General features: G+C 57.6%; 22 protein-coding genes. 10 read left to right on the forward strand and 12 right to left on the reverse strand.

Translation table 11 applies throughout. The features are described from left to right. Positions 1–62: 62 nt before the first annotated feature. Genes AS026_RS28660 through AS026_RS28675 form a run of 4 tightly spaced genes read right to left on the reverse strand, consistent with a single transcriptional unit; the run spans position 63 to position 2,815 of the window. Positions 63–440, reverse strand: coding sequence for a helix-turn-helix domain-containing protein (locus AS026_RS28660; protein ID WP_018858960.1), 378 nt, complete (start codon positions 438–440; stop codon positions 63–65). Then, the gene (locus AS026_RS28665) at positions 437–1,000 is read right to left on the reverse strand and encodes a Smr/MutS family protein (protein ID WP_025657930.1); all 564 of its coding nucleotides are present in this window, start codon (positions 998–1,000) and stop codon (positions 437–439) included. The genes AS026_RS28660 and AS026_RS28665 overlap by 4 nt, the downstream gene beginning before the upstream one ends. After that, positions 1,000–2,118, reverse strand: a complete 1,119-nt coding sequence (gene mltA / locus AS026_RS28670) for a murein transglycosylase A (RefSeq protein ID WP_062373743.1) — start codon at positions 2,116–2,118, stop codon at positions 1,000–1,002. The genes AS026_RS28665 and mltA overlap by 1 nt, the downstream gene beginning before the upstream one ends. Then, entirely contained in the window at positions 2,111–2,815 is a 705-nt protein-coding gene (locus tag AS026_RS28675; RefSeq protein ID WP_025657932.1) for a Tim44/TimA family putative adaptor protein, read from the reverse strand. Before AS026_RS28675 ends, mltA begins: the two co-directional genes overlap by 8 nt. Before the next feature lie 124 nt (positions 2,816–2,939). Between AS026_RS28675 and AS026_RS28680 the strand changes: the two genes are divergently transcribed. Beyond that, positions 2,940–3,431: an FxsA family protein gene (locus AS026_RS28680; protein ID WP_062373746.1), complete on the forward strand. Its 492-nt coding sequence runs from the start codon at positions 2,940–2,942 to the stop codon at positions 3,429–3,431. Between the two features lie 88 nt (positions 3,432–3,519). Next, positions 3,520–4,002: a protein-export chaperone SecB gene (gene secB, locus AS026_RS28685; RefSeq protein WP_016556856.1), complete on the forward strand. Its 483-nt coding sequence runs from the start codon at positions 3,520–3,522 to the stop codon at positions 4,000–4,002. A gap of 57 nt (positions 4,003–4,059) precedes the next feature. Here secB and dnaQ read toward each other — a convergent pair whose 3' ends face one another. Genes dnaQ through AS026_RS28710 form a run of 5 tightly spaced genes read right to left on the reverse strand, consistent with a single transcriptional unit; the run spans position 4,060 to position 7,676 of the window. After that, positions 4,060–4,770 carry a DNA polymerase III subunit epsilon gene (dnaQ, locus tag AS026_RS28690; protein WP_062373749.1) on the reverse strand — a complete coding sequence of 237 codons (711 nt, stop codon included), beginning with the start codon at positions 4,768–4,770 and terminating at the stop codon, positions 4,060–4,062. Beyond that, on the reverse strand, positions 4,763–5,374 hold the full coding sequence (gene coaE / locus AS026_RS28695; protein ID WP_025657935.1) for a dephospho-CoA kinase: 612 nt from the start codon (positions 5,372–5,374) through the stop codon (positions 4,763–4,765). The genes dnaQ and coaE overlap by 8 nt, the downstream gene beginning before the upstream one ends. Next, positions 5,374–6,231, reverse strand: coding sequence for a shikimate dehydrogenase (locus AS026_RS28700; RefSeq protein ID WP_062373752.1), 858 nt, complete (start codon positions 6,229–6,231; stop codon positions 5,374–5,376). Before AS026_RS28700 ends, coaE begins: the two co-directional genes overlap by 1 nt. Further along, entirely contained in the window at positions 6,224–6,823 is a 600-nt protein-coding gene (locus AS026_RS28705) for a Maf-like protein (RefSeq protein WP_025657937.1), read from the reverse strand. Before AS026_RS28705 ends, AS026_RS28700 begins: the two co-directional genes overlap by 8 nt. 31 nt (positions 6,824–6,854) lie before the next feature. Then, a complete protein-coding gene (locus AS026_RS28710; protein WP_025657938.1) occupies positions 6,855–7,676 on the reverse strand; it encodes a pyruvate, water dikinase regulatory protein in 822 nt (273 codons plus the stop codon). A gap of 426 nt (positions 7,677–8,102) precedes the next feature. Here AS026_RS28710 and hemE point away from each other — a divergent pair, with 426 nt between their 5' ends. The 8 genes from hemE to AS026_RS28750 all read left to right on the forward strand — a co-directional run bounded on the left by hemE (position 8,103) and on the right by AS026_RS28750 (position 16,874). Then, complete coding sequence (gene hemE, locus AS026_RS28715) at positions 8,103–9,113, forward strand: uroporphyrinogen decarboxylase (protein ID WP_062373755.1); 1,011 nt, start codon at positions 8,103–8,105, stop codon at positions 9,111–9,113. Between the two features lie 3 nt (positions 9,114–9,116). Then, positions 9,117–9,653, forward strand: a complete 537-nt coding sequence (hemJ, locus tag AS026_RS28720) for a protoporphyrinogen oxidase HemJ (RefSeq protein WP_062373758.1) — start codon at positions 9,117–9,119, stop codon at positions 9,651–9,653. Positions 9,654–9,845: 192 nt separating this feature from the next. Next, positions 9,846–11,111, forward strand: coding sequence for a transcription termination factor Rho (rho, locus tag AS026_RS28725; RefSeq protein ID WP_018858949.1), 1,266 nt, complete (start codon positions 9,846–9,848; stop codon positions 11,109–11,111). A gap of 95 nt (positions 11,112–11,206) precedes the next feature. Further along, positions 11,207–12,520 carry a tRNA uridine-5-carboxymethylaminomethyl(34) synthesis GTPase MnmE gene (gene mnmE, locus AS026_RS28730; RefSeq protein ID WP_062373761.1) on the forward strand — a complete coding sequence of 438 codons (1,314 nt, stop codon included), beginning with the start codon at positions 11,207–11,209 and terminating at the stop codon, positions 12,518–12,520. 106 nt (positions 12,521–12,626) lie between these two features. Further along, positions 12,627–14,501 (forward strand): tRNA uridine-5-carboxymethylaminomethyl(34) synthesis enzyme MnmG, encoded by a 1,875-nt coding sequence (gene mnmG, locus AS026_RS28735; RefSeq protein ID WP_062373763.1) that lies wholly within the window; start codon positions 12,627–12,629, stop codon positions 14,499–14,501. Positions 14,502–14,533: 32 nt separating this feature from the next. After that, positions 14,534–15,151 carry a 16S rRNA (guanine(527)-N(7))-methyltransferase RsmG gene (gene rsmG, locus AS026_RS28740; RefSeq protein WP_025657943.1) on the forward strand — a complete coding sequence of 206 codons (618 nt, stop codon included), beginning with the start codon at positions 14,534–14,536 and terminating at the stop codon, positions 15,149–15,151. A 17-nt stretch (positions 15,152–15,168) separates the two neighbouring features. Further along, a complete protein-coding gene (locus AS026_RS28745) occupies positions 15,169–15,963 on the forward strand; it encodes a ParA family protein (protein WP_062373766.1) in 795 nt (264 codons plus the stop codon). Between the two features lie 26 nt (positions 15,964–15,989). Next, complete coding sequence (locus AS026_RS28750; RefSeq protein WP_025657945.1) at positions 15,990–16,874, forward strand: ParB/RepB/Spo0J family partition protein; 885 nt, start codon at positions 15,990–15,992, stop codon at positions 16,872–16,874. 9 nt (positions 16,875–16,883) lie between these two features. On the opposite strand, the gene holA is transcribed toward AS026_RS28750, so the two are convergent. Genes holA through leuS form a run of 3 tightly spaced genes read right to left on the reverse strand, consistent with a single transcriptional unit; the run spans position 16,884 to position 21,071 of the window. Next, the gene (gene holA, locus AS026_RS28755; protein WP_025657946.1) at positions 16,884–17,918 is read right to left on the reverse strand and encodes a DNA polymerase III subunit delta; all 1,035 of its coding nucleotides are present in this window, start codon (positions 17,916–17,918) and stop codon (positions 16,884–16,886) included. 11 nt (positions 17,919–17,929) lie between these two features. Next, positions 17,930–18,451 (reverse strand): LPS assembly lipoprotein LptE, encoded by a 522-nt coding sequence (gene lptE, locus AS026_RS28760; RefSeq protein ID WP_062373769.1) that lies wholly within the window; start codon positions 18,449–18,451, stop codon positions 17,930–17,932. Further along, positions 18,441–21,071, reverse strand: a complete 2,631-nt coding sequence (gene leuS / locus AS026_RS28765) for a leucine--tRNA ligase (RefSeq protein WP_062373772.1) — start codon at positions 21,069–21,071, stop codon at positions 18,441–18,443. The genes lptE and leuS overlap by 11 nt, the downstream gene beginning before the upstream one ends. Between the last annotated feature and the right edge of the window lie 48 nt (positions 21,072–21,119).

The following is a 21,119-nucleotide window of genomic DNA, read 5'->3' on the forward strand; positions in this document are numbered from 1 at the left end:
TATAGGGTTTTTGATCCAAGTTCCCAATGCCAGCGCGCTTAACCTGGCCATAAATCAGGGGATTATGACCGTTTTCCGTCCGCTTTTCCGCCGTTTTTAAGAATGCTTGTCAGTTGGCCAAGCGTCGTTTGGTCGAGATCGCGAATACGACCCGCCAGGAGGTTCGCAAAAGCGGTATGTTCGGCCGATAAACCCGATGTATCGACGACGACGCGAGGGTCCGAAGAACGGGCCAAAAGGAAGAGTTCTTCGGCCTCATCCCAGATGATGTTGAAGTAGCCGGCGATCCGCTGGAGCAGATCGAAGGTCGGCAAGCCGCGCCTTCCATGTTCGAGGGCCGACAGATAGGCCGGGGACACATTGAGGGCTGCCGCCATCTGTTTCTGCGAGACACCCTTGCGCTCTCGCAGCTTGCGGACGGCCTCACCGAACGGCGTCACGATCTCTCTCCATGCCGGCGCGACAGCCGGATATACAGGGCGCCTTCGCCTCCGTGATGGTGGGCTGCTGTTTCATAGGACGAGATGAAATACCGAAACTCCGGCTTCGAAAACCACATCGGGACGGCGCGTTTCAGGGCACCTTCGCTGCCGAGCGAACTGCCCTTGCCGGTGATCACAAGCACATGCCTCATCCCTCGTTCATGGGCTCGCATCAGGAACTCGAGCAGCAATATATGCGCTTCGCTCTGGACCAGCCCATGCAGGTCGATACGGGCTTCCAATGGCACGCGGCCCTTGGCGATCTTACGCTTGACCGGCCTTTCGAGCGGGTGATGGATACCCGAGCGTGTTTTGGAAACAACCGGGACCGTGGGCCCGGCATCAGTTTCGGAAGGTCGCTTCGCGGCGGCGGCCGTTTGCTGTTCAACCTCCACCTCTGTCAGAAAAGCATCGAGCTCGGCTAGCTGATCCTTCTTGCCGGGCATTGGACGCGTGCTCCGTGCCACCTTGCCCCAGAGTATCCTTTCATCCGTGTTGAGCTTCCGGTCTCGAGCCATCAGGCGAACCTCGCGGCGGCGGCATTCGGAAGCAGAATGACGAAGTCGGCGTCGTGGCGCACTGTTCCAGCGAGTTCTCCTGCATCATCCCCTGACCCGGTGAAAATATCACCCCTCGCCGGACCGACGATGGCAGAGCCCGTGTCGAGAGCCAGCATCACTCGCGCGAACGGCTTGTCGCCATCGAGATGGACAAGATTCTCGGACCGAATGAAAAACGGGAAGCCAAAAGTATGGATGAGCCGATCGACAGCGAGCGAACGGCCGGCAATCAGCGGCACTTTTGCTGCGGCCACGGGCCCGGCGTTCAGATCTGCGCTCGGGACTTCGCGGAAGAAAATGTAGGAGCGATTGTGCCACAGGACCTCATCCACCTGCTGCGGATGGTCGCCGAGCCAGCGCCGAATAGTCTGCATCGAAATCTCGGATCGTTCGATTTCCCCGCGCTCGATGAGTAGCTTGCCGATCGCCGAGAAAGGATGTCCCGCCTTTGCCGCATAGGTGATGCGTCCAACCCTGCCATCAGGATACCGCAAGCGCGCCGCACCTTGAACATGGACGAAGAAGACGTCGACCTTCGACTTTGCCCAGGCAATCTCCAATCCCCTGCCCGCCAGGAAGCCTTCATCGATTGCCCGCCGGTCCGGATAGGCTTCGATGCCATCGGAGGTCAGCCGGCCGAAAGCGTAGCTGTCCGGCAGACCCACAGGGCGATTACCCTCATCAAGGTCGATCAGGTCTTCGGGGCGGCGATAGAAGGGAAAGCGATACTCATCATCCGGCACGGCCGAGACCATAATCTCAGGCTCGTAGAAAGCGGTGACGAAGCCCGGATTGCCGTCGATGCGACGAATTCTGAAGGGTCGACAGTGGGATTGGAAGAAGGTTCGGGCATCGGCTGCCGACGAGATATTCTCGCTGCGCGCTGCTTCAAGCAACGGTAGAAGGTCCTGAGCCGTCAGGCCGAGCGAGCCCGTCCGATACGGCTTGATGTCAATGACCTGCCGCCGGCATGCTTCCATCGCTTCAAAAAGGCTGGAAGGATCATCATCCTTCCAGCCTTGCAGATCGTCAAAGCTTATTGCTTGAAGGGCAAAGCCCGGAGTGTCTTCACTCATGTTCCGATTCGGTGGCCACGAGTTTCCAGTTGGGATCGCGGGAGCGGGTATCGCGCGCAAACGTCCAGAGATCATTGACCTCGGCAACGTTCTCCGCGTCGCCATCGATGAGCTTATCAGCCTTGTCGTAAGTGGCCGAAATCAACTGGCTGACGATACGAACGGTAATCTGCACCTCCGTGCCCTTAATCTCGGTGCTGGCGATTTCCGCCTTGTCGATGCCGACGAAGGTCGATTTCACCTTGTCGCCTTTGGATTCGCGCTCGGTGATGGCTGCGTCGAAGCCGTCATAGACTTCACGCGAAAGCAGGTTCTTCAGCGTCTTACGATCGCCGTCCGCAAACGCCATCACGATCATCTCATAGGCCATGCGGGCGCCATTGACGAATTCCTTCGGATTGAAGGAAGCGTCTGCCTTGTTGATTTCGCGCAGCGATTCATTGAGTGAGGTGCCCGCTGGTGCGAAAGCATCGATTGCCGCAAAGCGATCGTCTTCCTCAGTCGCTGCGTCACGGCGTGGCAGGGTCACCACTTTTCCGGCGTCGGGAGAATCCGGTCCGACGGCATCGCGCGGCGTATAAAGATCGCGTGGCGGCTTCTCATTGCCCGTACGGCGACCGAGAACGCTGCGCAGCTGCAAAAAAATCAGCACCGCCGCCACAAGAAAAAACAATGTGATGAAGTCGTTTGAACCCATATCCCGCCGCTGCCGCTGTTAACATCCCTGATTTGTACTCCCATATAGTCCGCCTATACAGATGATTCAAATAGGGTCGACAACGCGACCCTCCAACGGAGTCCGGCTCAGCCGGAATAAAACGATGCCCTTGAAGATCCTGCCTGGTTTTCTGTTGCTGCTTCCGCTCGCCGAGATTGCCGGTTTCGTGCTTGTCGGAAAGGCGATCGGACTTTGGCCGACGCTGGCGCTTGTCATATTGAGCTTCATGGTCGGCATGGCCCTGCTCAGGCGCCAGGGCATCGGGATTCTCCGCCGTATGTCCGCCGAGGGGCGAAACGGCATGGTGCCGGGGCGCGAGCTGCTTCGACCGGCGATGTTCGTGATCGCTTCCCTGTTGCTGATGATCCCCGGCTTCATCACCGACATCGTGGCTTTGTTGATCTTCATTCCGGCTGTGCGCGATCTGGCCTGGCAATATGTCAGCCGCCGTTTCGTCGTCGTCGGTTCAACAAGCGGCTTCGACACGTCGAACCGCCCCAAGGACTCCAAGATCGTCGACCTCGACGACGAGGATTATCGACGCGAACCCAACGACAACTCTCCCTGGTCAGGGAAGCATATCGGCAAGGAATGACCAGCCCAGCCGGCCGACTGGCCCAGGGTTGTAACACCATGCCCGAAATGATAGAGCGGCACCATCCAATGCCCTCGAGGAAAAGCCAATGGCCGACGAAAACAGCAATAACGGTGCAACGAGCCCGAGCCTTACCATCCTTGCGCAGTACACCAAGGATCTCTCTTTCGAAAATCCGGGTGCTCCGCGTTCGCTGCAGGCGCGTGACAAGGCTCCGGCCATCAATATCAATGTCAACGTCAACGCCAATCCGCTCTCCGATACGGATTTCGATGTCGTTCTGTCTCTGAACGCCGAAGCCAAGGATGGCGACAAAACGGTATTCCATACCGAACTCGTCTATGGCGGCGTCTTCCGGATTGCCGGGTTCCCGCAGGAGCACATGCTGCCGGTTCTCTTCATTGAGTGCCCGCGCATGCTGTTCCCGTTCGCACGTCAGATCATTGCCGACGTCACGCGCAATGGCGGCTTCCCGCCCCTGATGATCGATCCGATCGATTTCTCTCAGATGTTTGCGCAGCGGGTTGCCGAAGAGCAGGCCCGTGCCAAGGTACAGGCAACCACGAACTAACAGTTCGCGCATAGAACGCTGCAACAAAATGAAATGCCCGGGTCGCCCCGGGCATTTTTAGTTTGCGAGATCGTATTTTCCCCAGACGCCCTTCGCGCCGAGTTTGGCAATCAGCGCGTCATGGGCTTGCTGCTCTGCTTCGCTGAGACGTGGCGCAAGGGGCCGCGGACGCACAAGCGTCCCGATAATAATCTCCTCCACCAAGCTTTCCTGACCTGCCGAATTACTCGCGACGGTGCCGAGGCCAAGGGCGGCCTGACGACCACCGATCATCTCGATGTAGACATCGGCCAGCAGTTCGGAGTCGAGAAGCGCGCCGTGCTTCGTTCGATGCGTATTATCGATGCCATAGCGGCGGCAAAGTGCATCGAGGGAGTTGGGTCCCATCGGATGCTTGCGGCGCGCCATCGACAGTGTGTCGAGCACCCGGTCGGGCAGGATCGACGGCAAATCGAGCCTTGCGAGCTCGGCGTTTATAAAGCCCATATCGAACGTGGCGTTGTGCGCGATCCACTTCGCGTCACCAAAGAAATCGATAATTTGCTGCGCAACATCTGCGAACGAAGGCTTGTCCTTCAGAAACTCGTCTGTGATGCCGTGCACGGCAAGCGCGTCCGGGTGCACTTTCTGGTCGCCCGGATTGATGTAGATGTGAATCGTATTCCCAGTCGGAAAATGATTGAAAAGCTCGATGCCGCCGATCTCGACAATGCGGTCCACACGGTTATCGAGGCCCGTGGTTTCCGTATCGAAAATGATTTCACGCATTCAGGAAGTCCCCGCTGGCGAGCCGCCGCTTTAGATCCGAGACGATCTCGGCGACCCGTTTTCTGGCCGTTTCGATGCTGTGCCCGGTATCGATCACATAATCGGCTCTTGCGCGCTTTTCCGCATCCGGCGTCTGGCGCGCAAGAATCATATCGAATTTTTCCACTGTCATGCCTGGCCGCGCAAGTACGCGTTCGCGCTGTATCTGTGGATCACAGCTAACGACCACGATCACATCGACCCTACTCTCGGCTCCTGTTTCGAACAACAGCGGGATATCGAGCAGCACCATGGGCGAGCCGCGCTGCCGCTCGCGTTCAGTGAATTCTGCTTCGCGTTTCCTCACGAGCGGGTGGACGATTGCTTCAAGGCGCTTGAACCCGTCGGCACTTCCAGCCAGCTGGCGGGCCAGTTCCTGCCGATCGACGGCACCCTCTTTCATGGTTCCGGGAAAGGCAGCATCGACAAGGGGCGCCGCCTCCCCCGCATAGAGATCATGGACGACGGCATCCGAATCATTCACAGGCACCCCCGCTTCTGCGAAGAGCTTTCCCATTGTTGATTTGCCCATTCCAATCGAGCCGGTCAGTCCGATCCGCAACATCAGTGCTTGTCCATATCCTCGATAATCAGCGCGCGCAGCTTGTCATCAACCTTCGGGCGATGCCCGAACCATTTCTCAAAACCTGGAACGGCCTGATGCAACAGCATGCCGAGACCATCGACAACGGCAAATCCTTGCCGTTCGGCTTGGACAAGGAAAGGAGTCTTCAGGGGGACGTAGACGATATCCGTTACGACGGCATCGGAAAGCAGCGGCGAAAAATCGATCTCCGGCGCATCCTCGCCGTCCATGCCAAGCGAAGTCGTGTTCACGAAAAGGCCGGCGCCGTGCATGACTTCCGCCAAGGCTGCCATCGAATGCGCTTTTACGCTCGAGCCAAACCTATCCGCCAATTCCTGAGCGCGTCCGACCGTCCTGTTGACCAGATGAATTTCCTTGATGCCCCGATCGCGCAGCGCCTGAATGATGGCGCGGCTCGCACCGCCGGCACCGAGGACCACGGCCGAGTGCGCCTTGTCCCAGCCAGGATGACGCCCGTCCAGATTTGCGGTGAAGCCACCTCCATCCGTGTTCGTCGCTTTGAGCCGGCCCCCCTCCATCCAAAGCGTGTTGGATGCACCAAGTTCTTCAGAAAGCGCGTCCGGATCGTCAGCGAGTTTGAACGCCATCTCCTTGTGCGGGATCGTGACGTTGCCGCCTACGAAGCCAGCCTCGCCGCTCTTCAGCGATGCGATAAAGGCTGGAAAATCGGCTGGCGCGACTTCATGGGCGCGATACGATCCCGGCAGTCCAAGTGTCTTGAGCCAATAGCCATGGATCAGAGGCGACCGGGAGTGTTTGACAGGAAACCCCGTGACGAAAGCCCGCGGCCCGAATGTTTCACGTGAATCATCCATCAATCGCACCCAATTCTCTCAACTTTTCCAACAGAGGTAGCATCGGTAATCCCAGGATTGTAAAATAGTCCCCGTCGATCCGCGAAAACAATTGAAGCCCCTCCCCCTCGAGTTGGTAAGCGCCGACGCTCGTGAGTGCCTTCTCTCCGACGCGCTTCAAATGCCGCTGGATAAAATCCGCATCCAGCGGACGCATCGTCAGCTCAGCGTGTGAAACATGCTCCCAGACGATGTCGCCGTCGTAGGCGATCGCGATCGCACTGTTCAACCGGTGCATCTGGCCCGACAGTATGCGAAGGTGGTTCTCCGCATCAGCCATATCCCTGGGCTTATGAAAGGTCTGCGGGCCAAGAGACATCGTTTGGTCCGAGCCGATCACTAGGCAGGCCGGATACCGATCACTGACTTCTTTCGCCTTCGCCTTGGCGAGAACGAGGGCCACGGCATCCGGTGTTGCGCCTTCTCGTTCGAGCGGCGCTTCGACCGACCGCTCGTCAATATGAGCCGCATGAGCCTCGAAGGTGAGGCCGGCATTTTGCATCAACATGCGACGGAACGGGCTGGAGGATGCGAGGATAAGCTTCGGTGTCATGGAGCCTCGAACAGGTTTGGTGCGGCAGCGCTTAACGCAGCTTCGGACGGAGAGCAACAATCGCCGCCGCGGTCTCTTCGATGGAGCGGCGCGTCACGTCGATGAGTGGCCAATTGTGCCGGGCGCAGAGCGACCGTGCGTATTTCAACTCCTCCGATATGGCGGCTCGGTCCGTGTATTGCCCGCGATCAAAACCGGGTGTCGCTCCGAGGATACGGTTCTCCCGGACCTGAGAGATGCGATCGGTGGTAGCGATCAGACAGACGATCAAGGGTTTGGTGGTCGCGAACAGGCTTTCCGGGAGCGGCACGCCATAGACGACGGGGATGTTGGCGGTCTTGATACCACGATTGGCGAGGTAGATGCTCGTCGGCGTTTTCGACGTCCGACTGATGCCGAGAATCACGACGTCGGCGTCATTGTAATCATCGGGCATCTGGCCGTCGTCGTGATCCATCGTGAAATTGAGCGCTTCGATGCGAGCGAAATAGCCGGCATTCATCACATGCTGGGCACCGACACGCCGGCGCGACGGTGCGCCAAGATAGATCTGAAAGGCGTCCATGACGGGCTCGAGCACGTTCACCGAAGCGACACCCATCTCCGCACAGCGCTGATCGACCAACGTCGCGAGTTCACGGTCAACGATCGTATATAGAACGATCCCAGGCTGACTATCAATCGTCTGCAAAACCTGCAGAAGCTGCTTGCGATTTCGGACCAGCGGATAGACGTGTTCGATCGGCTGAGCGGATTTGAATTGTGCCGACGCGGCGCGCCCGGCCGAAATCAACGTTTCGCCGGTCGAGTCAGAAATCAGATGCAGATGGAAGAAGTTCGTGCGGTTCTCCACGCTATTTTCCGGGGCCTGTTGAAAAGACTGGACAACGGAGAGCTAAGAGACGCGGCACGGGTAAGGCAAGGGAAAACATGCCGCCTTTTCCACAAATGGAATTTCGTGGGAGCTGCTAAACGCGCTTTGTTGGTTCTGTGGACAGCTCCTGAAAGTTCCGCGCCTTTCCAAGGCTTTTCCACAGTTCAACGCCAAAAGGCTGCCTTTTATTTGATTGGAATCATTTGCGTTTTCTTAGTTATCCACGATATCGGCTTGATAAGTTGTTATTCGGTCCATTGGAATCGGCGATGGCGCGACAAAACGCTCCGGTCGTGGACAGATTTTAATCCTTGATAGAAACAGACTCTAAGAAATAGAAACCTTTTAAAAGATCTTTGTATTTTTATAGGGAAGAAGCGTGTGGGTGAAAGCGGTCGGAAAATCATGAGAGTCTTGGACGGCGAAACGCTCAGTCCTCCTCCAATCTGGCTGATGAGACAGGCGGGACGATATCTCCCCGAGTACAGAGAAACGCGCGCGAAAGCCGGGAGTTTCCTTGACCTCTGTTATACGCCTGATCACGCAGTCGAGGTAACGCTCCAACCTATCCGCCGTTATGGCTTTGATGCAGCCATCCTCTTCTCGGATATCCTTGTGATCCCGGATGCGATGAAGCGCAACGTTCGCTTCACGGAAGGGCATGGACCGGAAATGGATCCGATCGACGAAGCTGGCATCGACGGGATCGAGACAGAGCATGTCATCGCCTACCTGAAGCCGGTTCTGGAAACGGTGGAGCGCCTGCGACGCGAACTGCCTTCCGAGACGACCCTGCTCGGCTTCTGCGGCGCACCGTGGACGGTTGCGACTTATATGATCGCTGGCCATGGAACGCCTGACCAGGCTCCAGCGCGGCTATTTGCCTACAAGTATCCAAAGGCCTTTGAACGCTTGCTCGCAGTCCTGGCCGAGGTGTCGGCCGATTATTTGGTCGCGCAGATCGATGCGGGTGCCGATGCCGTGCAGATTTTCGATTCCTGGGCTGGTGTTCTCGGCGAGCGGGAATTCGAGGCTTTCGCCGTGAAGCCTGTTGCACGGATGATCGCGTCTATCAGGGCGCGGCGTCCGAACGCTCGAGTGATTGCCTTTGCCAAAGGCGCTGGGTTCCTGCTGAGAGATTACCGGCAGAAGACGAAGGCTGATGCGATCGGGCTCGACTGGTCGGTGCCTTTGGATTTTGCCGCGGAGCTGCAGAAGGACGGAGCCGTGCAAGGCAATCTTGATCCGATGCGTGTGGTCGCCGGCGGTGCGGCGCTGTCGGAGGGGATCAATGATATTCTCGACAACCTCGGCAATGGTCCGCTGATATTCAATCTCGGCCACGGGATCACGCCACAGGCCGACCCTCGAAACGTGGCGCTGCTCGTCGAGCAGGTCCGCGGTTGGAGACGCTAGCACATGGCAAAGCAGACGGATGAGAGGCCGGGCACCTATGCGCGTCGCCGTGCCCACTTTGCGATCCTGTTTTTCGTGCTTCTCGGCCTGGGACTATTCCTCTGGAACCCGGACAATCTCTATCTCTGGATAAAGGCTCTTCACATTATCGCGGTGATCTCGTGGATGGCCGGACTGTTCTACATGCCGCGCCTCTTCATCTACCATACCGATGCGGAACCGGGCTCGACGCAGTCGGAGACATTCAAGGTGATGGAGCGTCGCCTGCTCCGGGTGATCATGAACCCGGCGATGATGCTGACCTGGATCTTTGGCCTCTATCTCGCTTGGTCCGTTTATGGTTTCCAGGGTGGTTGGCTGCACGCGAAGATCGGCCTGGTTGTGCTTTTGACTGCCGTCCATGTTTTTTTCTCGCGGGCAGCAAGAGCGTTCGAGCGCGATGAGAACCGCCATTCAGCGCGTTACTGGCGCTTCATGAACGAGGCGCCGACGGCTCTGATGATCGCGATTGTCATTCTGGTCGTGGTCAAGCCGTTCTGAGAAAAAGCGGGTTCGGTTAAATTTGCTTGATTTTAAGCAGCCCCCTTGCGGCGGTGAGCCTTACTCGCTATTTTCGCTCCACCTCATCCTTGTGGCATGTATGTAAAGTTCGATCGTCTGCGATCCCTTCGCAGGACCGATTACAGCCCTCGACATCGCCTCCCCCCTGAATTTAAGAGTAATGGTCACTTCATGGCTGAAATGAAGCTTCAAGAACTTAAGAGTAAGTCCCCGACGGATCTGCTGGCATTTGCCGAATCGCTCGAGGTCGAAAATGCGAGCACGATGCGCAAACAGGAATTGATGTTTGCAATCCTGAAGGTGCTTGCCAGCCAGGATGTGGAGATTATCGGCGAAGGCGTCGTTGAAGTGCTCCAGGATGGCTTTGGCTTCCTGCGCTCTGCCAACGCCAACTACCTCCCGGGCCCGGACGATATCTACATCTCACCCTCCCAGATCCGCCGCTTCTCTTTGAAGACCGGCGACACGGTAGAGGGTCCGATCCGCGGGCCTAAGGAAGGCGAACGCTACTTTGCGCTGCTCAAGGTCAACACCATCAATTTCGACGATCCCGAGAAGATCCGTCACAAGGTGCATTTCGATAACCTGACGCCGCTCTATCCGAACGAACGCTTCAGGATGGAATTGGATATCCCGACCTCGAAGGATCTTTCGCCGCGCGTCATCGATCTCGTCGCGCCGCTTGGCAAGGGCCAGCGCGGACTGATCGTCGCTCCGCCGCGTACCGGTAAGACGGTTCTGCTGCAGAACATCGCGCACTCGATTACGGCGAATCATCCCGAGTGCTATCTGATTGTTCTTCTCATCGACGAACGTCCGGAAGAAGTCACGGACATGCAGCGTTCCGTTCGCGGCGAAGTCATCTCCTCGACGTTCGACGAACCCGCTGTACGCCATGTGCAGGTGGCGGAAATGGTTATCGAAAAGGCAAAGCGCCTTGTGGAGCACGGCCGTGATGTTGTGATCCTGCTGGATTCGATTACGCGCCTCGGCCGCGCATACAACACGGTTGTCCCCTCGTCCGGTAAGGTTCTCACGGGTGGCGTCGATGCGAACGCCCTGCAGCGCCCGAAGCGCTTCTTCGGCGCAGCGCGCAACATCGAAGAAGGTGGTTCGCTTACGATCATCGCGACCGCGCTGATCGATACCGGCAGCCGCATGGACGAAGTGATTTTCGAAGAGTTCAAGGGAACCGGTAACTCGGAAATCGTTCTCGACCGTAAGGTTGCCGATAAGCGTATCTTCCCGGCCATGGACATTTTGAAGTCCGGCACGCGTAAGGAAGACCTCCTCGTTCCGCGTCAGGATCTCCAGAAGATCTTCGTGCTGCGCCGCATCCTGGCTCCGATGGGGACGACCGACGCGATCGAATTCCTGATCGACAAGTTGAAGCAGACGAAGAACAATCCGGACTTCTTCGATTCTATGAATACGTGATCCTTAGCCGGATTCTTTGATAAGCCGGTCACTGCTGTGGCCGGCTTTTCCATTTGTAGCGAAAACTCTCTTCAGCCTTGAACTGGAGTAGTAAAATGTCGTCTAACAACGAAACGATCTTCGCGCTCTCGAGTGGCCCTGTCCCGGCCGGCTTGGCCGTCGTTAGAATTAGTGGAGAGGAAGTGCCGGCGGTTGTCGCCTCTCTCGTTGGCGACGTGCCGCCTGCGCGGCAGGCAGCATTACGATCGATTCGGACTCGTAATGGTCTTGTCATCGACACCGGCCTTATTCTGTTCTTTCCGGCACCCCATTCCTTTACCGGCGAGAATGTTGCCGAACTGCACCTGCATGGCGGCCGCGCGGTCGTCGACGCATTGCATCGTGAGCTCGTCCAATTCCGCAATCTGCGGCCGGCGGCACCAGGCGAATTTTCACGGCGAGCATTTGAGAACGGCAAGCTCGATCTAATCGAGATCGAAGGCTTGGCAGATCTTATCGCCGCCGAGACTGAGATGCAGCGGCGTCTCGCGGTCGAGCAAAGCTCCGGGGGGTTGTCGTCGATCTACAACGGCTGGTCAGACAGGCTGACGCGTGCACGCGCACTGATCGAGGCCGAACTGGATTTTCCCGACGAAGAAGACGTTCCGGGTTCAGTCTCAGATCAGGTTTGGGCGGATGTGGCGAGCCTGGTTAACGAATTGAAAAGCCATCTGGAGCAACTCGAAGCCGGAGAGATCATCCGCGATGGGTTCAAGGTCGTCATAGCGGGCAGGCCGAATGCCGGCAAGTCGAGCCTTATGAACGCCTTGGCGAAACGCGATGTTGCGATCGTCACTGACATCGCTGGCACGACACGGGATGTGCTGCATGTCGATCTCAGCATGGATGGCTATCTTGTCAAGCTCTACGACACTGCTGGTCTGCGCGAGACGGATGAGATCGTGGAGCGCGAGGGCATTCGACGGGCTGAGAAGATCATTGCAGAGGCCGACCTGGTAATTTTCATCGAGGACGTATCGATTAAAAGTGAAGCTGAGGAAGTGCCCGACGATGCCGTTCTGGTAGGAACGAAATCCGATTTGCCGCGTCAAAGTGCTAGAGAGTATGATCTATTGATTTCGATCACGCACGGAATTGGTCTCGATGCGCTCCGAAGCTTGATCGTTGACCGCCTTAAAGCAAAGGTACATCCGCAGTCCATGGCGATCCCGAGCCGCGCACGCCACAAGGAAACACTGACACAGACATTGGCTGCGCTGCGAGCGTCACTTCATGACCCTCATCGTGGTCTGGATCTACGGGCCGAGGACCTGCGTGTCGCGAGTGACGCATTGGGACGAGTGACTGGGCGTGTGGATGTCGAGAATTTGCTTGATGTGATCTTCGGTGAATTCTGCATCGGAAAATGATTCACGTGAAACATCGGAATCATGCCCTGTCATCTGGTTTCACGTGAAACGCCTTGACTCCCTGGGCGACATCGCTCATCACCTGACGATCTCAGGAGCTTAAATAATGGATACCTCACGGTTCGATGTCATCGTCATCGGAGGCGGGCATGCTGGATGCGAAGCCGCTGCCGCCGCCGCGCGCCTTGGAGCGAACACGGCGCTGGTGACTCATCGTCGCGATACCATCGGGATCATGTCTTGCAATCCGGCGATTGGAGGACTTGGCAAAGGACACCTGGTCCGAGAGATCGATGCCATGGACGGTCTGATGGGCCGCGTTGCTGATGCGGCCGGCATTCAGTTCCGGATGCTGAATCGAAAGAAGGGGCCGGCTGTTCGCGGCCCGCGTAGCCAAGCGGATCGGAAGCTCTATCGGCAGGCTATGCTTGCGGAGATCGAGAGCATTGAGAATCTCACTGTGGTCGAGGGCGACGCGTTCGATCTATCTATTAAAGACGGTCGGATCGCCGCGGTTGTCATGAAAGATAGCCGGATTCTCAAGTGCGCATCAGTTGTGTTGACAACGGGGACCTTCCTGCGTGGACTCATTCACATCGGCGACCAAAAGATACCCGCAGGTCGCGTTGGTGAAGAGCCATCGGTGGGGCTTTCTCAAACGCTCTTAAAATTGGGCGTTCGTCTCGGGCGGCTGAAGACCGGAACGCCGGCGCGGCTGGATGGGACGACGATCGATTGGGAGAGTGTCGGCCAACAGGGAGCGGACGAGGATCCTGTCCCCTTCTCTTTTATGACAGATCATATCTTGAACCCACAAATCACCTGTGGCGTTACGCGCACGACGGAGGCGACCCATCGCATCATCGTCGAGAATTTGAAGCGTTCGGCCATGTATTCGGGGCAGATTGAAGGCGTCGGACCTCGCTATTGCCCGTCGATCGAGGATAAGCTTGTTAAGTTTGGCGAACGTGACGGACACCAAGTCTTTCTTGAGCCGGAAGGCCTGGATGACAGCACAGTCTATCCCAACGGTATCTCGACATCCCTCCCCGCCGAGATCCAGGATGCGTTCATTCATACCATTCCTGGTCTCGAACGGGTCCGCATTGTGCAGCCGGGTTATGCAATTGAGTACGATCATGTCGATCCGCGCGAGTTGAAACCATCGCTCGAAGTGAAGAAGATGCCAGGCCTGTTTTTGGCTGGGCAGATCAATGGAACGACGGGATACGAGGAGGCTGGAGCTCAAGGCCTCGTCGCTGGCATCAATGCTGCGCGCCTGGCTGGCGGTCAGGACGAGGTTCGCTTCAGCAGAACCGATTCCTATATCGGTGTGATGGTGGATGACCTGACCTCGCGCGGGGTTGCTGAACCATACCGTATGTTCACATCTCGGGCCGAATACCGCTTATCGTTGAGGGCTGACAATGCGGATGTCCGGCTGACGCCGTTGGCAATACAGATAGGCGCAGCCTCGGCCGGTCGTCGGGACCGTTTTCAAGCCTATGGCGAGGCGCTGGATGCGGGCCGCGCTCAGTTGGCATCACTTTCCGTGACGCCAAGCGAAGCGGGGCGATTCGGTCTAAAGCTGAACCAGGACGGCCAACGGCGGTCGGCGTATGAGCTTCTGTCCTACCCGGATATTAGCTTGCCGGATCTTGCGCCGATCTGGCCAGAACTAAGAGAGCTGAATGGCCGCGTGGCTGAAGCTCTGGAGATCGAAGCGAGCTATGCGGTTTACATGGAACGGCAGTCGGCTGATATCGCTCACGTAAAGCGGGATGAAGACCGCGTGATACCGGCCGACTTCGATTTCAATGTGTTGTCCGGTCTGTCTAACGAACTGAAGCAGAAGTTGCGTACTATCCGTCCCTACAACGTTGCACAGGCAACAAAGATCGATGGGATGACGCCCGCGGCGATCTCGTTGTTGCTCGTGCACCTGCGTCGCGGCGCGACAAATGTTGCGGCATCCGCTTGACGTTATCCTATGCAATCGGCGAGAGTCCTACCATGCAACTGAACGGCCGACGTGTTTCACGTGAAACACAGGAGCGTCTCGAACACTTTGTGGCCCTCTTTCAAAAGTGGGCGAAGTCGATCAACCTGACTGCACCGTCAACGCTCGCCGATGCCTGGAGCCGGCATATTGCAGACTCGGTGCAAATCTTCCAGCTCCAGCCGTTCCCTCGCACGTGGATTGACCTAGGCAGCGGGGGTGGCTTTCCGGGCATTGTGACGGCCATCATGCTGGCGGAGCTCAGCGATGGATGGGTCCATCTCGTGGAAAGCAATCACAAGAAGGCGGCCTTTCTGCGCACGGCGCTCCGGGAAACCGGCGGCAGAGGCTCTATTCACGCTGTTCGAATAGAAGACGCCCCTGCCATCGTGGAGAACTGCGACTTTGTTTCCGCGCGAGCGCTTGCGGACCTAGGCAAATTGCTGGGCTTTATTGAACCGTGGTCGAAACGGAATGAAAACCTCCGAGCTTACTTTCATAAAGGCCGGGATTACCGGAGCGAGATCGAGAAAGCGCATGGTGACTGGAGATTCGATCTGTTAGAACATAAAAGCGCTGTCGAGCAGGATTCCGTCGTTTTGGAAATCTTCAATCTCCAGCGTGTGGCTTAACAGATCGGGCTTTGGCTATGGCTGGCGAACGAAATCGTATAATCACCATCGCAAATCAGAAAGGTGGCGTCGGCAAGACCACGACTGCCATCAACTTGGCAACAGCTCTGGCCGCGATCGGCGAGCGGGTCTTGATCGTCGATCTCGATCCGCAGGGTAACGCCAGCACGGGCTTGGGGATCGATCGCAAACATCGCCGGCTATCTTCCTATGATCTTTTGCTCGGTGACTACGGCATCGAAGAAGCGTCGCAGGAAACCGCTGTTCCAAACCTCTACATCGTGCCGTCGACGATGGACTTGCTCGGCATTGAGATGGAGATTGCGAGCCAAAGCGATCGCGTTTTCAAACTCAAGAAGGCTTTCGCGAAAGAAGAGGCTTTCCGCTTCTCATATATTCTCGTTGACTGCCCGCCCTCCTTCAATCTGCTCACGATGAATGCGATGGCGGCCGCACATTCGGTGCTTGTGCCTCTGCAATGTGAGTTCTTTGCATTGGAAGGACTGAGTCAGCTCCTGGAGACGGTCGATCAGGTTCGACGTACCGTAAATCCCCACCTCGATATCCAGGGGATAGTGTTGACGATGTTCGATTCCCGCAACAATCTTGCGCAACAGGTTGTTAACGATGTTCGCACGCATCTAGGAGAGAAGGTCTACCACACGTTGATTCCTCGAAATGTTCGCGTGTCTGAGGCACCCTCCTATGGCAAGCCAGCAATTCTGTACGACCTGAAGTGCGCCGGCAGTCAGGCATATCTCCAGCTGGCGTCGGAAGTTATTCAGCGCGAACGGCGGCGTCTCGCGGCGTGATTTGAAAGAGAATGGCGAGTTTAGATATGAGCGATGACATCTCGAAAAGAAGGCTCGGCCGCGGGCTGGCCGCATTGATTGGTGAGATGGATCAACCGATGCCCGTTGATGCCGGCAAGCCCGGGGTCAGCGCCGATCGGATGGTCCCGATCGAGTTCGTCAGTCGCAATCCGCGCAATCCTCGACGGTTTTTTGACGATGGCGAATTGCATGAGCTCGCGGGTTCGATCCGGCAGCACGGTATCGTGCAGCCCATTGTGGTTCGCACATTGGCCGCCAGCCAGTTCGAGATTATAGCCGGCGAGAGACGGTGGCGCGCGGCACAGCTTGCAGGCCTCGTTGAGATCCCGGTGATCGTGCGCGATGTCGATGACAAAACCGCTCTTGAGATTGCAATCGTAGAGAACGTTCAGCGCTCCGACCTCAATCCGCTGGAAGAGGCCCTCGGCTACGAGCAGTTGATGGCGGAGTATGGCTATACCCAGAACGATCTCGGCGAAATTATCGGCAAGAGCCGCAGTCACGTGGCGAATTCGCTGCGTCTCTTGAAACTGCCAGAGCCCGTTCGGGACCTTTTGGCCGCGGGAAGCCTCTCGGCCGGTCATGCCCGCGCCTTGGTGCCGACGTCCGATCCGACCGCCCTCGCCCGCACGATCGTTTCGAAAGGCATGTCGGTCCGTGACGCGGAGCGTTTGGCGCAGAATGATATCAAGGCTCAGTCGGAGCCGAAGATTCCGGGGCATCAGAAGGATCAGAAGGATTCAGATACGCTCGCCCTGGAACGAACCTTGTCGGATACGCTCGGCCTGGACGTGACGATCAATCACAAGGCAGGCGGCGGCCAGATCAGAATTTCCTATAAGTCGTTGGAACAATTGGAAGAAATCTGCCGGCTGCTCGAGCGCCGCTAAATGGAATCGCTATCGGCGCGCCGATTGCAGCGTCGTCGATAGCAGGCTCTGTAGGGCGATGCTGTCTTCCAACGACGCCCGTTTGCGCGTCTGCAGGATTGCCGCTTGCAGACGGTTTGCTTCGCGTGCCACCGCTTCTGCGGACCAGGTACGCAATGCTTGCTCGATAATCGGCTTGCGTCGGAAATGCAGATGACGACCAAGCGTCTGCATGACCTGAGCGGCCGACAATCGCTTCTCCTCCATCTCCGTCTTCATGGCGTCGAGCAACTGAAACTGCTTCAGACAGGCCTGGATCACAACAAACACCGCCGTCTTCGACGATATGATCTTTTGCATTGCATGCAGGAAGCTGCTTGGATTTCCGCTAAGGACGGCATCGACGGCGTCGTCCACCGAGATGGCGCTGGCGTCGCCTATTATTTCCGTAACGTGGTGCTCTTCGATGGTCGATTTTCCCCGACAATAGAGCGCCAGCTTTCGCAGTTCGTTGCGAGAGGCAATCCGATCCCCCCCTATCAGCTCCAGCAGGGCCTGGCGTGCATCGGGCGTGATGCCCAGGCCAGCGCTTGAAAGTTCGCTATCTATCAGGCCGTTGAGGGCGCGGGCATCGTCGGCATAGCAGGGTATCGCCATGACAGTGCGTGCTGTTTCGGCGGCTTTCCGCAGCAGCGAGCCCTTCTTGAGGTCACCGCCCTCGATAAGAACGAATGTGCCGTCCGGCATGTTCGCTGAAAGAACCTGGAGGGAGTCGACAAGATATTTCTCGTTGGCTGCACCACGGATCCAGATGAGCTTGTCACCTCCGAAAAGGCCAATTGCTCCCGCCTCGTCCAAGAGGCGACCTTGATCGCGCTGTAGGTCGCCGATATCGAGCTTGATCAGCGAAAACGGATCATCCAATGCCACGCCCGTCCTGCCGGCCAGCGAGGTGGCGCGCTCCGAAACAAGACCGCGATCCGGCCCATAAATCACAAAGAGCCGGTAGTTGCGGGCGGATCGCTCAAGAAAGCCTTCAAACTCGTGCGATTTGATTTCCGCCATGCATCCGCTCCTCAGCGGCCAAGCGCAGCCGCAATATCGGCACCAACGAACTCAGCAGCCTGCCGTGCGGCGCGGTTCTCGGCGTCGCGGATGGCGCGTTGCTTGGCAAATTCCTGAGCTGGGAAGTCGACCAGCGCAGTAGCATAACGATTGCCGGCCTTGATGACGTGGCCGTCCTTTGTGGACTTCAGAGTGTAGTCGACGCTGACGGTCGCACGTCCGGCAAGCGATTCGTCTGACGACGCCACCAGCAGCGTGCTGATGACATTCGAGCGAGCGCTGAATTCAACCTTGTATTCGGGATTCTCAGGCTCGCCGGCGCCACGCGAAGCGATAAAAATCAGTCGATTGCGAACCTCTTGCTCAACGCGGCTCCCCGCTTCCGAGAAACCGACGGACGCCAGCTTGCCCGCAGCGCCGGAACTTTCGGAATAAAGAGGGCGAACCTGGCAGGATGCGAGAAAAGCCGTGGACGCTAGGATTGCGGCAATGCCGGTGCCGCGCACCAGCTTAAAAGCGATATCAAACGACAATGTTCACAATCCTTTGTGGAACCACGATGATCTTCTTAGGCGTCTGACCGTTCAGCGCCTTCTTGACGTCATCCAATGCGAGCACACCCTCAGTGACGGCATTCTGATCTGCGTCGCGAGAAATTGTCAATTCGGCGCGCTTCTTGCCGTTGATCTGAACCGGCAAAATCACATCGTTTTCAACGACGAGGGTTTCGTCATAACGCGGCCAACCAGTGTGCGCCAGCAATCCGCCGTTGCCCAGCACCGCCCAGCACTCCTCAGCCAGATGCGGCGTCATTGGTGCTACCAGCTGGATAAGGATCTCGGCCGCGTCCCGCGCTGCGGCGCGATAGGCCGCATCGCCTTCGCCTGCAGCGACGCGGGTCAATGGCGACGCCAGGGCATTGACGAGCTCGTAGATCCTCGCGACGGCCTTGTTAAACCAGAGACGATCATAATCGTTCTGGACGGCCTTCAAGGTTTTGTGCGCGATCTGCGAAATCGCTTGAGCTTCCCCATCCTTAGCCGGAGTCGGCGCAACATCGCGAAGATTGTCGGATACCTCGGCAATCAGACGCCAGAGCCGCTGCGTGAAGCGGTGGGCGCCCTCGACGCCTGCCTCCGACCAGATAACGTCGCGCTCAGGCGGTGAGTCCGAAAGAACGAAAAAGCGGGCAGTGTCTGCACCGTAAGAAGCGATGATATCGTCCGGATCGACGACGTTCTTCTTCGACTTCGACATCTTCTCGATCGAGCCGATCGCGACTTCCTCCCCGCTGGAAAGGTGATAGGCGCGGCGTTTCCCGTCCAGCTCCTCGATGCGAATATCCGCCGGTGCAACCCACTCGCGGCCCATGCCCGTGCCGCGGCTGTAGGTCTCGTGCACGACCATGCCCTGGGTAAAGAGACCCTTGAACGGCTCCTTTGCATCGACGTGGCCTGTCTCGCGCATCGCCCGGGTGAAAAAGCGCGAATAAAGCAGGTGCAGAATCGCGTGCTCGATGCCACCAATATACTGATCGACTGGCAGCCAGCGATTGGCAGCGCTTTGGTCGGTCGGCTTGCTCTCCCAGGGAGCGGTAAAGCGGGTGAAATACCAGCTCGAATCGACAAACGTGTCCATCGTGTCGGTCTCCCGCCGTGCATCCTTGGCGCACTGCGGGCAAGCGACGTGCCGCCAGGTCGGATGACGATCGAGCGGATTGCCGGGCTGGTCGAAGGTTACATCCTCCGGCAGCTGCACCGGCAGGTCCTTCTTCGGAACCGGGACAACGCCGCAATCGTCGCAATGGATGACAGGGATCGGGCAACCCCAATAGCGCTGGCGCGAGATACCCCAGTCACGCAAGCGGAAGTTCACCCTGCGCTCACCCTGCGGAGCATTGCCAAGCGTCATTGACGACAGGCGGTCGGCAACGATCTCGAATGCCTCAGTTGTGCTCTTGCCATCAAGGAAGCGCGAATTGATCATGACGCCATCGCCGTCATAGGCAACGTCGCCGACGCTGAAGGTCGCGGCATCGTCATCCGCCGGCATAACAACGGGAACCACCGGCAGATCGTATTTGCGTGCAAAATCCAGGTCACGCTGGTCACCGGATGGGCAACCAAAAATCGCGCCGGTGCCGTAGTCCATGAGGACGAAGTTTGCGACGTAGACAGGCAATTCCCATGACGGATCGAGCGGATGCTTAACGCGAATGCCGGTATCGATGCCCTTCTTCTCCGCCGTCTCGAGCGCAGCAAGTGAGGTTCCGGCACGGCGGCATTCTTCACAAAAGGCATCGATAGCCGGATTCTTCGCTGCGGCATCCTTGGCCAGCGGATGGTCGGCTGCGATAGCCAGGAAGGAGGCGCCAAATAGCGTGTCCGGACGGGTCGTGTAGACCTCGATCTCGGTTTCTCCGGCCGGAGCCGTCTCCTGGACGATCTCCCAGCGCAGCATCATGCCTTCCGAGCGACCGATCCAGTTCTTCTGCATCAATCGGACCTTTTCCGGCCACTGATCAAGCGTGTCCAATGCCTCGAGCAGATCCTGGCTGAAGTCGGTGATCTTGAAGAACCACTGCGTTAGTTCCCGTTGCTCAACCAGGGCACCGGAACGCCAGCCGCGTCCGTCGATCACCTGTTCGTTGGCGAGAACGGTGTTGTCGACCGGATCCCAGTTCACCTTCGACTGCTTGCGGTAGACGAGTCCCTTCTCGAGGAAATCTAGGAAAAGATGCTGCTGGTGCTGGTAGTAGGCGACATCGCAGGTTGCGAATTCGCGGCTCCAATCCAGTGAGAGGCCCATCGCCTTCAACTGGGACTTCATCGATGCGATGTTCTGGTAGGTCCAGGAGGCCGGATGTACACCGCGCTCCATTGCCGCATTTTCAGCCGGCATGCCGAAGGCGTCCCAACCCATGGGATGTAGAACGTTGTAGCCGCGAGCGCGCTTATAGCGAGCTACGACGTCGCCCATTGCGTAATTCCGCACATGGCCCATGTGGATGCGGCCGGATGGATACGGAAACATCTCGAGGACGTAATACTTCTCGCGCGGATCGCTGTTGTCGGTCTCGAAGACCTTCGCTTCGTTCCATTTTTGCTGCCAGCGAGGTTCAGCATCACGCGGGTTATAACGTTCGGTTGCCATGGTATTCGTATTTCCGAAAGATCAGGGGAAGTTGGTGGTGACCTTCAC

Source organism: Rhizobium altiplani (assembly GCF_001542405.1).
Lineage (GTDB): Bacteria > Pseudomonadota > Alphaproteobacteria > Rhizobiales > Rhizobiaceae > Rhizobium > Rhizobium altiplani.